The sequence below is a fragment of the Rhizobium sp. BR 362 genome (genome assembly GCF_036528765.1).
Taxonomy (GTDB): Bacteria; Pseudomonadota; Alphaproteobacteria; order Rhizobiales; family Rhizobiaceae; genus Rhizobium.
This window is the reverse complement of the sequence record NZ_JARWGH010000062.1, coordinates 1-12,358: the sequence shown is the minus strand read 5'-3', so window position 1 is coordinate 12,358 and position 12,358 is coordinate 1. Positions and strand designations below refer to the sequence as shown.

Annotated in this window: 11 protein-coding genes and 1 pseudogene; 4 read left to right on the top strand and 8 right to left on the bottom strand. The window is 55.9% G+C overall.

What is annotated here, in order from left to right; translation table 11 throughout:
* On the bottom strand, positions 1–152 hold a 152-nt coding region (locus tag QDY28_RS30130), incomplete at its 3' end, for a transposase (RefSeq protein WP_331384809.1).
* Between the two features lie 98 nt (positions 153–250).
* On the opposite strand from QDY28_RS30130, the gene QDY28_RS30125 reads away from it, so the two are divergent.
* The 3 genes from QDY28_RS30125 to QDY28_RS30115 all read left to right on the top strand — a co-directional run bounded on the left by QDY28_RS30125 (position 251) and on the right by QDY28_RS30115 (position 3,407).
* Positions 251–619, top strand: coding sequence for an MFS transporter (locus QDY28_RS30125; protein ID WP_184805569.1), 369 nt, complete (start codon positions 251–253; stop codon positions 617–619).
* A gap of 549 nt (positions 620–1,168) precedes the next feature.
* Complete coding sequence (locus tag QDY28_RS30120) at positions 1,169–1,861, top strand: carbonic anhydrase (protein ID WP_004125890.1); 693 nt, start codon at positions 1,169–1,171, stop codon at positions 1,859–1,861.
* A 4-nt stretch (positions 1,862–1,865) separates the two neighbouring features.
* Positions 1,866–3,407, top strand: a complete 1,542-nt coding sequence (locus QDY28_RS30115) for a SulP family inorganic anion transporter (protein ID WP_184805567.1) — start codon at positions 1,866–1,868, stop codon at positions 3,405–3,407.
* Between the two features lie 465 nt (positions 3,408–3,872).
* Here the strand turns inward: QDY28_RS30115 and QDY28_RS30110 are convergent, their stop codons facing one another.
* The 5 genes from QDY28_RS30110 to QDY28_RS30090 all read right to left on the bottom strand — a co-directional run bounded on the left by QDY28_RS30110 (position 3,873) and on the right by QDY28_RS30090 (position 9,761).
* Positions 3,873–5,312, bottom strand: a complete 1,440-nt coding sequence (locus QDY28_RS30110; RefSeq protein WP_004125885.1) for an amino acid permease — start codon at positions 5,310–5,312, stop codon at positions 3,873–3,875.
* A 174-nt stretch (positions 5,313–5,486) separates the two neighbouring features.
* Positions 5,487–6,695, bottom strand: a complete 1,209-nt coding sequence (locus QDY28_RS30105) for a beta-ketoacyl-[acyl-carrier-protein] synthase family protein (RefSeq protein WP_120764296.1) — start codon at positions 6,693–6,695, stop codon at positions 5,487–5,489.
* Entirely contained in the window at positions 6,696–6,977 is a 282-nt protein-coding gene (locus QDY28_RS30100) for an acyl carrier protein (RefSeq protein WP_004125878.1), read from the bottom strand.
* A 95-nt stretch (positions 6,978–7,072) separates the two neighbouring features.
* Entirely contained in the window at positions 7,073–8,998 is a 1,926-nt protein-coding gene (locus QDY28_RS30095; protein ID WP_184805565.1) for an acyltransferase family protein, read from the bottom strand.
* 172 nt (positions 8,999–9,170) lie between these two features.
* A complete protein-coding gene (locus QDY28_RS30090; protein ID WP_004125869.1) occupies positions 9,171–9,761 on the bottom strand; it encodes a NodA family N-acyltransferase in 591 nt (196 codons plus the stop codon).
* Between the two features lie 491 nt (positions 9,762–10,252).
* On the opposite strand from QDY28_RS30090, the pseudogene QDY28_RS30085 reads away from it, so the two are divergent.
* Positions 10,253–10,472, top strand: a pseudogene (locus tag QDY28_RS30085) (hypothetical protein).
* A gap of 603 nt (positions 10,473–11,075) precedes the next feature.
* Here QDY28_RS30085 and QDY28_RS30080 read toward each other — a convergent pair.
* Positions 11,076–12,065 (bottom strand): AraC family transcriptional regulator, encoded by a 990-nt coding sequence (locus tag QDY28_RS30080; RefSeq protein WP_331384808.1) that lies wholly within the window; start codon positions 12,063–12,065, stop codon positions 11,076–11,078.
* A gap of 109 nt (positions 12,066–12,174) precedes the next feature.
* Positions 12,175–12,358 (bottom strand): transposase (locus tag QDY28_RS30075; RefSeq protein WP_269824817.1); only part of this gene is annotated, 184 nt, incomplete at its 5' end.

The following is a 12,358-nucleotide window of genomic DNA, read 5'->3' as shown; positions in this document are numbered from 1 at the left end:
CAGTCCGCCCAGCGGCCACCACATCGCAGGGCATGGACGATTCCGCTCAACACGCGACGATCGTCCACGCGCGGCTTGCCCCGCACATCCGTTGGCAGCAGCGGTTCGATCCGTTCCCACTGCGCATCGGAAAACCAAAAGAAATCAGACATCTCACCGCCCTTTCGTCGCGGCAATGAATCATGTCTCAGCGCTCAAGGAAAGCCAATTATGGGTCCGGACCCTAGCTCATTTCCGGGATCGCAATCAGATGATGGCGCAGTGTGTTTCTATTTTGTTCATTGCAGGTCATTTCACCCTCTTCAGTTATTTGACCTCTTACGCCGCGAGCAAGGGGTTCTTCGGGCCACACTGGGAGGCCTTTCTTTACGCCGTTTTCGGGTCGTCGGGCATGGCGGGGGGCGTGCTGGCCGGTATTCTTTCTGACCTCGCAGGTCGTCGGCTCGCGCTGGTCGCGAGCCCTGCAATCTATCTCGTCACAACGTTGCTGCTATGCGTGTCAGAAAGCAGCATCTTTTTTTCGCCAGCCTTTCAATTTGGGGATGCGCGAGCTGGTCGATTTCGCCGATCGTCCAGAGCGATATTGCGGATCTCGGCCGAAGCCCGAGCGACATTATAATCGGTGCGAATGTCACCGCAATGCACGTGGGCGTTGCCGGCGGTACCGTAGTCGGCGGCAGGCTTATTGCAAATTATGACTTGTCGGTGCTGCCGATCGGGGCGGCAGGCCTAGCTGCGATGGCTTTGGCCGCGGCGATCTTGTCGGTCAGAACCTCGCATTGATACTGCGGTGCTGGTCCGTAGTCGCGCGCCCCTACTCGTCGTTATTCTTACGAGCGGGCGTAGAACCATGGCTCCCAGACTCGGCATTGCGCCTCAATCCGAGCAAGCAAGGAACTATGAAGTTCTAAAATTTTGCATTGCAGCATCACATTGATCTGGGGACCTACGATCAAGCGCTCGCGCTCACTGGATGTCTGGAATGACTACAGCGACAAGCTGTCGTCAATGACTGAGCATGCTCGTATTAGTGCGAAACAAACGAGGCGATCGACGTCTTGGCATCCTCTTTGCGTATCACACTTCCATCTCGCAGTTGCGAAATGATTGCGGATTCCGACGATCGCGCGCGCCCTGCTTCCATCCACCCCGACAATGAGGACTTGCTATGGGTGATCTACTAAAAGGAATCTCGAACTTCCGCGGTGCCGTGTTCCCGAACTACCAGGCACTTTACCGCAAGCTTGCGCAAGAGGGACAGCAGCCGCACGCCTTGATGATTTCGTGCGCCGACAGTCGAGTCTTGCCCGAAACCATTACCCAGTCAGGACCAGGTGAGCTGTTCGTATGCCGCAATGCCGGAAATATCGTTCCACCATTTTCAACCGCAAACGGTGGCGTTTCGTCAGCAATAGAATATGCCGTCGTAGCTCTCGCGGTTCGAGACATCATCGTTTGTGGCCATTCCGATTGTGGCGCGATGAAAGGGCTCTGCCGTCCCGAATTGCTAAAGTCCATGCCCAACGTCGCCGCTTGGCTAAAGCATGGTTACGCTGCGCATTCGATCGTTTGCCAAGCCTATCCGGCCGACCTTTCCGAACGTCAAAAGGTCCGCGCTATCGCTATGGAGAACGTCATTGTTCAGCTTGACCACCTGCGCACACATCCTTCCGTTGCAGCAAGGCTTGCGACCAATGACATGACGCTGCACGGGTGGTTTTTCGATATCGAAACGGGAGAGGTGGAGGTTTACGACGGGTCGGCCGCCCGCTTCACAAAGATACGCGAGGACGGGCCGTTACCGGTCGCCGTTACCGGTCGCGATCGGCCGCAAGTCCTAGCCGCAGTTGCAGCGGAGTAGTGCCATGACCAATAACAGCTTCGTTTTTTCGCGCGATTTCGCCTCGTCGCTTGTCGTCTTTTTCGTTGCTATCCCGCTTTGCCTTGGAATTGCAGTTGCCTCTGGCGTGCCTGTTGCCATGGGCCTGATATCAGGCATCGTCGGCGGCATTGTCGTGGGCTTGCTGGCGGGTTCGCCCCTGCAAGTATCGGGCCCTGCCGCTGGTCTGGCGGTCATCGTCTTCGGCTTTGTCGAACAATATGGAGTGGCCATGCTCGGGCCGGTCCTGATCGTTGCTGGACTTTTGCAGATCCTTGCCGCGTTCCTGAAGATCGGATCATGGTTTCGGGCAATCTCGCCCGCTGTCGTTCACGGTATGCTCGCCGGTATCGGCATTCTGATCATCCTCGGACAAATACACGTTTTGATGGGGGCCAAACCGGCTGCGGGGGGCATTGAAAACGTCGTGGCGATGGAACGAACATTCGGACATCTTTGGGGAGGCGGCATGACGAGCGAATCCGTCGACTTGCTTATAGGGCTGATTTCCTTGCTCGCGATGATCGGCTGGGAAAAATTCAGGCCCAACCGGCTGAGGCTGGTCCCGAGTGCGCTGGTAGGCGTTGCCATCGGAACTACATTAACGGCTGTATTGCGGCTACCGATTGCCAGGGTCGAGGTTCCTGCATCTCTAGCAAACAGCATTTCATTGCCGACAGTGGAAAGTTTCGCGAATATGGCTCAGCCTGGAATCGTCGTCACATCGCTGGTGATTGCGGTCATCGCCAGTGCGGAATCATTGCTGTCGTCTGCGGCTGTCGACCGGATGCATGACGGCGCCAGCACACGCTTCAACAAGGAGCTTTTTGCACAAGGTATTGGCAACGGGCTCTGCGGACTGCTCGGTGGTCTGCCGATCACTGGTGTTATCGTACGCTCCTCGGCAAATATCCAAGCCGGGGCGCGTACACGGGCATCGGCTGTCCTGCATGGCGTCTGGATTCTTGGCCTTACGGTGTTGCTGCCGCAATTGCTTTCCATGGTGCCGCTGACGGCCCTGGCCGCAATACTGCTCGTGACGGGTTGGCGGCTGATCAGCCTTCATCACGTGCGCGATCTCTTCGATCATCATGGTTGGCTTCCCGTGGGCATCTGGATTGCGACTGTTGCGATGGTCGTACTGCAAGTCCTGCTCGTGGGTGTTGCTCTAGGTTTGACGCTCTCGATTTTCGAGATCCTTCCTTATCTGCGGCGCAAGCTTGCTATCGATCGAATGGAAGATGCTGAGACGGTTCATCTGACGCTTGGTGGCGTTGCGACTTGCAGGGATGTTCCCGCGCTCCTTAATACTTTGGAATCGCTTCCAGCTGGTTGCACAGTCCGGATCGCCAGCAGCGATTTGCACTATGTGGACCATATCTGCGCAGAGACCTTACGCGACTGGCTTAAGCGGCAGAAAAAATTAGGTCGCACGGTCGATATTCAGCATCCACCCGCCGGCCGCCATCCGCGGCTGGTGCCAATCTTCAAGCGATTGACCGCCGAGACCGCCGACCCGACAGGATAAGTGGCAGGGACTGCTGAACAGCGGATGGGCGAAGACATTCTCAGCCATCCGGACCTTCTGCCGTGATCAACCGCCTCGCAAATTATAATTTAGAGAACCTTGCATGTTTCTCCTTAGATTTTGAGGTCCGTCCGCTGGCCAGCTTAAAAGGAGCGACCGTCGTGTCTGGCTTCGAAATGGCGTGCTGAACGTCGCATTGTTAGGCCGGCCCGCGGTTCGTTTTTGAGCCTTTGCAAGATAGCGAAGGAACAGCTCCGGTGCTTGATTGGCAGCCGGCCGTGTGGTGTTTCTGACAATTCGTGGTTCTTCCTACAAACTCGCCAATACGAACCAGGAACCCGGTGGCGCATCTGCCACTTTCTTGAGTTACACGAGCAGGTCTTCGGAAAAGGCGATCAGGGGACGACGCATCGGCAGCATGGCGCACTGGCGTCTCGCAGCTTCTTATCCGGCGGAAACTCTTCATCATATTTGATCAAGACCATTTACGCCCTCGCCGGGCAATCGCGAGCGCCGTGCCTTTTTGACTACTACATAGGCGATTGCGAGCAATACGAACCACAGCGGCGTAACCTTCAAGGCGATAGCCGTGTCCGGCTTCTGCGCCAAAGCCCACAAGATAAAGGTGAAGAAGCCGAAGACCATCGCGACAGCGGCACGTCCGCCGGGCATTTTGAAGGTCGATTTTTCGTGTAAGTCAGGCCGCTTGCGGCGATATTGCAGGTAAGATGCAAGGATGATCGACCAAATAAAGATGATAAGCACTGCAGAAACCGTCGTGACGATCGTGAAAGCCTCGATGACATTGTCTCCGGAATAAAGCAGGCCGATCCCCGCCAGCAGAAAGACGCACGAGAAGAACAAGGCATTTACCGGGACCTTCCTTCGGTTCAACTTGCCGAATAAGCCCGGCGCCAGCCGGAGGGTCGCAAGTCCGTAGACCATGCGCGATGTTGAATATATGCCTGAGTTGGCACTTGATGCCGCCGAGGTCAGTACGACGAAATTCACCACATGGGCGGCAATACCGAGGCCGGCAAGCGAAAACATAGCGACAAACGGGCTCGAATTCGGATCGACTTGATTCCATGGAATGACCGTGAGGATGACGAACAGGGCACCGAGATAGAAGAGTGCCACACGGACCGGAATCGAGTTGATTGCCTTCGGCAGGTTGCGGGTCGAGTCTTTGGTCTCTGCCGCGGTCATTCCAACGAGTTCGATACCCGCAAAGGCAAACACAGCAATTTGGAAACCGGCAACGAAGCCGTGGAAGCCGTTCGGAAAGAAGCCGCCATGCAGCCATAGATGCGAGACCGATGCCCTGCTTCCATCGGGCAGTGTGAGGCCTGTGGAAAGCATGTAAGCACCGGTAACGATAAGCGACACGATGGTGACGATCTTGATGAGCGCAAACCAGAATTCGATTTCACCGAAATTGCGTACGGTCGGCAGGTTGAGGGCGAGAAGCGTGAATATAAGACCAAGCGCCGGTATCCAGAGCGCCATATCTGGGATCCAGAATGACACGTAGCTGGAGACGGCCACGACGTCGGCCACCCCGGTCACAATCCAGGAGAGCCAGTAGGTCCAGCCGGTGAAAAATTGCGCCCAGGGGCCGAGATAATCCCCGGCGAAATCCGCAAACGAACGATAGTCCGGATTGGATAGCAGGATTTCTCCAAGCGCACGCATGACGAAGAACAGCATGAAGCCGATGATCGCATAGACGAGCAAAATCGAGGGCCCGGCGAGCGAAATGGTCTTTCCTGATCCCATGAAAAGACCGGTTCCAATTGCGCCTCCGATGGCTATAAGCTGGAGGTGCCGGTTGGACAGATGACGTGCAAGATGATCATCCTCTTTTCGATGAGAATCTACGGAGTTCCGTGGTGCTACATTCATTGACTACCTCTCGTCCTTCATGATCGACGCGCCGATGATCGGCCAAACCTCACGGGCGCCAGCAGACAACATCATCCAAGTCAGAGAGCCACTGGCACAGCTCGCGCCAAGACGACTAAGATCCGACGTTCAGCACGGAATCATTAACAGGCAAGGCGAGGAAAACGCCCGGTTCTATACCCGCTTGAATGCCACGACGGCATTCGTGCCACCCATGGCGAAGGCGTTGCTCAGCGCTACGTGTACCTTCCGCTCGCGCGGCACATTGGGAGTAAAGTCGAGATCGCAAGCGGGATCCGGCTCGCGGTGATTGGCGGTCGGCGGCACGACGCCCTCGCGCAGAGCCATCACACAGGCGATCATCTCGAGCGCGCTCGACGCGCCGAGGCAATGCCCATGCACGGATTTGGTTGAAGAGACGGACATTGAGTGGGCATGATGCCGGAAGACACGTTTGATCGCTTCAGTTTCGATCTGATCGTTGGCTCTGGTACCAGTGCCATGCGCATTTACATAATCCACGTCCTCAGCATTCAGCTCAGCATCTAAAAGGCAGGCTCGCATCGCTGCCACTGGCCCTTCGACGGAAGGCGCAACGATGTCGAACGCATCGGCGGAATGACCAGCGCCGGCGATTTCAGCAAGAATTGGGGCACCGCGCCGTGCGGCATGTTGATAGCTTTCCAATACCGCCATGGCCGCACCCTCGCCTAATACCACGCCTCTTCTGTCGGCCGAGAAGGGGCGGCAGGTATCGGGTGCAAGTATACGCAGTGCTTCCCAAGACTTCAGCACGCCCCACACAAGCGGGGCATCGCTGCCGCCAGCAAGCATGACGTCGGCGCGGCCAGGTCTAATCTGATCCACCGCCGAGGCGATGGCATGGTTGGCCGAGGCACAGGCTGACGTGACGCCGAAAACCGGCCCCCTCAAGCCAAGGCTCATGCTGACGTGAGCGGCGGCAGCACTCGGCATAACCTTGGGTGCAGTAAGGATGGCAGCCCGGCGAGCGCCATCTAAAAGAAGAGCACGATAGTTTGCTTCGATCGCTTCCCAGCCGCAGACGCCGACACCTACTGTCGCACCGATGCGATAGGTATTTCCTTCGTCGATGGAGAGTTCGGCATGTCTTGCGGCTTCGCGTGCGGCAATCACGGCAAGCAAGCTGAAGCGGTCCATTGAATTGGATTGCTTCGAATTTAGGCCATGCTCCGGTAGCGTCTTGATCTCGGCGCCGATCATGCCCTTCAACTCGTGAAGTTCTGAATTGGCAATTGGGCCGATAGCTGAACGCCCTTCGCGCATTGCGTCCCAGATGGAGGCGTGGTTGGTTCCGAGCCCGCATAGGCCGCCTATTCCAGTGATAACGACGCGCCTGTCCATTCAAGCCTCCCTTGCTATCAAAGCGCGGACGGCTTCAATGAGATCGCCAACACTTTTAAGATTTGCCCAAGCTTCGGCGGTGTTAAACTCGATGCCGATGTCATAGGCTTGCTCTAGATCCCAGAGGATATCCGCCAGTGTTATCGAATCGATATCGAGCGAGCTCAGTTCGGTCTCAGTCGTTATTTCGTCGTCGCTCAAGGAGGGATCTTTGTCGGTGCCGTGCGCAGCAGCGTTTTTCTTGATCATGGCGATGACGTTATCTGCGATTTGATCTGGCATATTGTCTCCTATCGATTTTTGTTACGACGCATAGGTGGCACCAGGGCGCCTGCCTCTTCCCTCGAAATGGAAGGAGTGCATTGGCCAAACACGCTCTAACGAGCGGCCCTGATCAGCCTCTCAGCAAGATTTGTCTGGCGAGCGATGATCTCAGATCCTTCATAGGAAAGGTGACCGCTATTTCGGTAAAGGAATTTGCCGTCAATCTCGGTTTTGCATGTTGTGCCGTCGCAGAGAAAGTCGTGGTAGGAAACGACTTCTACGTCGGCCTTGAGCGCCACTTCGTTTAACAGCTCGAGGGTACGGGCGCGTCTGCGACGGTATTCACTGACATCTATTTTGCAGTCGCTGTAGCGCCCAAGCATAATGCTTCCCCTCGCCTTCCTCTCCAGGCAATCGCCAATGTCGAAGTTTCCGACTGGCGGAGGAGCAACCACAACCACGCGCTTGCCTAACGCGCGAACACCTTCGACGAGGGCCTTAATCCCCTCAATGGTTATATATTGCGAGACCTTGGCATCGGTGAAAGTCTCACCGTTCCTCTTAAGCACCATATATTCATTCGATACAGGCGTATCGAAAGGGCTTGAAATAGCCACCGTACTGATCTCCGGCCGATTTTTCAAAACGGCCAAAACACGGTCATTGAAGTCAATGCAATCCTCGCCGAAGGCACGAGAAAAGGGTGACGCTAACTCCTTTGAAACCGCAGCAACGCCGATGGCCGGGAAGCATCCGCTCATTGTGAGCTGAGCTAGTCCGCCTTCGCCGATTGTTTTGGCTAAGCCGGGAACCAGCGCCATGGCAAATGAATCGCCCCAGACCAGCAATTCTGGTCTGTTTGTGGTCTGGCAGCTCTTGGGGACGTCCTGAGGAGGCGGACCGGGTTTGAAATCACACGCTCTCGCGAGACCGTAGTTGATCCGCCGGATGGTGGCAAAATCAAACTTGTTCTCGGTTGTGGCTATGGCAACGGAGGGCGAGAAGGCGAGAAGGACCGATGCGGCCGCCAATCCTGAGACCAGCCGGAGACGAGACATGACGTACCCCCGTCGGAATGGCTCCTCCACGAACGAGTAAAGCGCCCAGCTTCCAACAAATGAGAAAGCAACGGCCGCATAGATCGCAAGCGCCGGAGGCTCCGCCAGCCAAACAGCTCTCATATAGACAAGCACGGGCCAGTGGATCAAATAGAGCGAGTAAGAGATGTCGCCAATCCTCGCCATGCCTCGCACGACAATGTTGTCCCGGGTGCGCGCAAGCAGGAAGGTCAGAGTTGCCAAGCAAATCAAAGCGGCATCCACGACTGGATGAGCGAAACCCATTGGGGCAAGGAGGAGAAGCGCGAGTGCTGGGAAACGTAACTTCACAAGCACGGCAGACACCACTGGCATCGTTGGAAGCAATGCGCCAAGTGAACCAATGGACATTTCCCAAGATCGGGTCGGCAGAAGATAAAACACAGCAGATGGGTTCTGGGCGACCAGATAAAAACATAGCGCAAGGCTAGCGACAAGGAACGCCGCTATTCCGATGAGCCACCATCTCCTCGGCGCCAAAGCCAAGAAGAGAGGCAGCAGCAGGTAGTACTGTTCTTCGACGGAGAGCGACCAAAAATGCAGGAGGGGCATCGTTTCGGCGGCGGGGCCGAAATAGTCCACTTGGTACCAAGGAACGATGTTACTGGAAAATGTGAGGGCCCCTATGACCTGATTGCGGAACTCCTGCAGCCCCACGTCCGAAAGCAAAAACGGCGAGGCGACCGTCGTAAGCGCAATGACGATGTAGGCCGCCGGCAATAGACGCTTCGCACGTCGGTAATAGAACTCCGAAAAGCTGAAGCGCGATTGCTCAAGCTGCGTCCGGACCAGCTTGGTGATCAGAAAGCCGGAAATTACGAAAAATACGTCAACGCCAAGATAGCCAGCTGTAAACGGCCCAATACGTGCATGATAGAGGACGACCAGCAAAACAGCCAAGCCACGCAACGCTTGGATATCGGTTCGAAATTCACGCGGCATTGGAGGGACCTGATGTAATTCTCTACTAATTAGATTCGCGATCGTTTGGCCGCAGGGTGGCTTTTAGGTTTCCCCAAGCAAGCCCGCGCTTGGATCAACTCTGATGTTGACCATGAACGCGCTGCTGCCTAGGTGCACTCGACGTATGCGGCGCATTGGCAACCCAGAAGCGTCATAGCTCCGGTCCATTGCGATCGATCATCGAACCAGAAGGCCAATCGGACATTGATCGTCCAATCGGTAGAACGACGACAAGTGCGTCATCGATGCGTGTGGGCGGCTTATCGAGGCGCGGCTCTTGTAAGGTGGACCGCACGCGAACGTGCGGAAAAACCGTCACAGGACCGTAACGGCCGAACCTCCGGATATGTCTTTGCAACTCCGGCCGAACCGTGCCGAATGCAAACGGAACGGCGAGATCCTGGAGTGTTGGAAGCATGGCTCGGATTGAATGGCTTATTCCGAGTCTTTCAAGATCGGTGCGTATCCCGTACAATCCCAACTCAGCCACCGGCAGGTCTATTCCGTCAACTTTAATGAAGCGGCGTAGCAGTCCCAGATGAGCGGCGATCCCGTCAACGTCATAGCCGATGAGGCGAAGTTCGGGTCTCGCTCCGGCCCAGCTTCGACTTCCCTCGAATGGTTTTGCATTAAAGGCCCCGGTTGGTCCATAGGTCGCTCGAAAGAACTTGGCGAGTTCGACATGATCGGCGAGTTCCAGCTCGTTTTCCCAGCATAGTCTCCACCGCATTTGAGAGCACATGCAAAGATCTCCTCTCCCGAGTGTTTTTTGAAGCAGCTGTGCGATGAAAGGCACCGGGTTGAGGGCGCCTAAAAGGCATTCGTCTGCCGCCGGCTGTAGCCCTCATGCCCATAGGATCGCTCGTGGCGCTGGGTTCCTTACTGTTCGGCTTTGCAACCAAATACTTGTCCATTCGCGAACCGCTTGCGATAGCCATCAATGTATTTGATAGTAATCAAACGATGTTCCTTTTTAATGGATCATAACGCTTAATTCGTAAAATCGATTATTTGGATGTGGCGCATCCATGCGATGAATGGATTGCATCCGATAAGTGCGACTAAAGTCCTTATTGAACTCAATGGGCCAACAACGGAGCGTCCGCTTGCACTGTGAGAAAGACTGCTCACACTTATTCGAATCATCATAGTGCTGGATGGCGATGGCCAGCAGTGCCGGCCATTTCGGGAATGGAGGTGTAAAGCGCTCTGCATAAATGGATAGGACGAAAAATGGAAGAAAGCATTGGGATCGACAACCGGGGTGACTTTGGTATCTGGGCTATTGAAGTTGCCAAGCAGATTGTCGGCGAACAGGGTTTTGATCTCGCCAAAGGCTGCGCGTGATGGAACTGAAGACGCAGTCCGGCAAGCAGGCAATGCTCTCGGGCAGGCTATCACCACTGCGCTCATGGACGTCTACGACGGCCTCCTTGAAGGCGCGCGAGACTAAGCCCTCGCAACATTGACGGTGTAGCAATTCGCTCCGGAATGCCCCGTCCGAGCACAGCTGCCTTCACGAATCATCTTCAGCAACGCTGATTAAGAAATTAAGAACGTCGTCGGCTTGGTTCTCTTGTCCCGGGATGAGCTTCGGTCGGCAGCACAGGACGGGCGAACAATGGGATCGAAAGCGGCATACGGCTCGCGATGCAGGCTGTGATCCACTCTGGTGTTCGCCGGCTGCGGCGTGGTTGATACCATGACACCGATTGCTGATGGGTCGGCCGAGGGAATTGCCCCCCTGCATTCTTGCCAATCATTGCGCTCGATCGACAGGCGCCCTGTCATTCCACGTGGCAAGCAATGACGGGGCGGGTGCGCTGACGCGGGTGGCAGTGGTGCGCCAGCGACAGGGCGCCCGGTCTATACCAGACAATCGGTCCGGGAGGAATCCTGTTCGCGAAAAATGAAGATGGTCATAGAGGAGGCATGCAATGATCCGAAAAGACATCGATATCGCTCAATGACACGGGAGAGCGGGGCAGTTAAGGAGACTGCCTGAGGCGCGCACGGCAAGCCGCCACACGCATCCAATCATCTGTCGCGCGAGAGATCATCTGCGCAAGATTGAATGGCCCACCACAGTTTGTGGTTGCCGGCGAGAGCGGGGCTGCATACCCCTGACGCGCTTTCTCGTGTGAGAAGGGCTTTCCCCGTAACTTGCCTTGTACATCGCCGAGAACCGTCCGAAGTGAAGAAATCCCCATTTCAAGCAAATTTCCCTCGTTGTATGCCCGTTCGCCGGATCAAGTAACTCCACCCGCGCCGCCCGCAAACGAAGCATGGCCAAATACGCGGCCGGCGTGGTCTCCCGGAAGGCACGGAACCCGAGTTGCAATGCGCGTGTCGACACCCCCGCGGCTTTCGCGACCATCGGCATTCTGATCGGCTGGCTGATATTGGCTTCCATATATTCAATCGCGCGCCGGACATGCCTGGGGGCTATCATGTAGGGCTTCCTGTCGAGCAGGTGCGAAAGCTTGTGCGGGACAAAGCGTACTATCAGGTCGGCCAAAGCTTGAGTGACGTGCGCCATTGCGATTGGGGATCGAACTGAGGGATCGCGCAACCCACGAATGACGGTCTCCGCGAGAGAGCCGATCATTTGACCGGCCGACGTCGACGTTTCCAATTCCGGCAGAAGGTCCAATGATCCACTGAATGGCGTCTCGAACGTTTGATCAAGCGTCTGCAGAATCACATTCCAGTCGAGCAAAAGCTCGTCAATGACGTTCGATCGGCCATACATCACAACGCTCTCTGGCTCAAGATTGTTGTATAGGAGCAACTTACCGGGTCGAGCGGTGGCTTCGCGCGAGGCGTAGGTCACTCCCATGCCTCCGCTACGCGGTAGCACAATCGACAAATGCTGCACAGCGTTGATGGTAGGCTGGATTTGAAACTCAAACTCGTGTTGATGAAAACCCTTGATCACGGTGGCATAGTCACAGGTCGAAAAATCCAGACTCCACTGGAAGTCATCGACAGGGCTGACCAGCGCGGCTTTATACTCACCAAAGGCAGTACCGAGTGTTTCGATCATGCCATCAAATGACGATCCACCACGCTTAAATGTCAAATGGGGGCGATCATGTCCCAGGACGTGGTGTAGCTTAGACGACCACGGCTCATCCCAGAGGGTCGGATGAGTATCAGCTTGCTGCTGGCAGGCTGATGAGCGGATCATCGCTCATTGTGGCGATTGTCTCAAGTGTCATGTAGCGGGATCGCTGGACGGCCCATTCATCGTTCTGTTCGAGCAGCAGCGCACCGACCAGGCGCACGATGGCGTCGTCGTTGGGGAAAATGCCGACGACCTCTGTGCGCCGCTTGATC

Excerpts from the sequence above, each read along its gene's own strand:
- QDY28_RS30090 (WP_004125869.1), bottom strand. The coding sequence starts at position 9,761 with ATGTGCTCTCAAATGCGGTGGAGACTATGCTGGGAAAACGAGCTGGAA.
- QDY28_RS30115 (WP_184805567.1), top strand. The coding sequence starts at position 1,866 with ATGACCAATAACAGCTTCGTTTTTTCGCGCGATTTCGCCTCGTCGCTT.
- QDY28_RS30125 (WP_184805569.1), top strand. The coding sequence starts at position 251 with ATGATGGCGCAGTGTGTTTCTATTTTGTTCATTGCAGGTCATTTCACC.
- QDY28_RS30095 (WP_184805565.1), bottom strand. The coding sequence starts at position 8,998 with ATGCCGCGTGAATTTCGAACCGATATCCAAGCGTTGCGTGGCTTGGCT.
- QDY28_RS30110 (WP_004125885.1), bottom strand. The coding sequence starts at position 5,312 with ATGAATGTAGCACCACGGAACTCCGTAGATTCTCATCGAAAAGAGGAT.
- QDY28_RS30080 (WP_331384808.1), bottom strand. The coding sequence starts at position 12,065 with ATGATCGAAACACTCGGTACTGCCTTTGGTGAGTATAAAGCCGCGCTG.
- QDY28_RS30105 (WP_120764296.1), bottom strand. The coding sequence starts at position 6,695 with ATGGACAGGCGCGTCGTTATCACTGGAATAGGCGGCCTATGCGGGCTC.
- QDY28_RS30120 (WP_004125890.1), top strand. The coding sequence starts at position 1,169 with ATGGGTGATCTACTAAAAGGAATCTCGAACTTCCGCGGTGCCGTGTTC.
- QDY28_RS30100 (WP_004125878.1), bottom strand. The coding sequence starts at position 6,977 with ATGCCAGATCAAATCGCAGATAACGTCATCGCCATGATCAAGAAAAAC.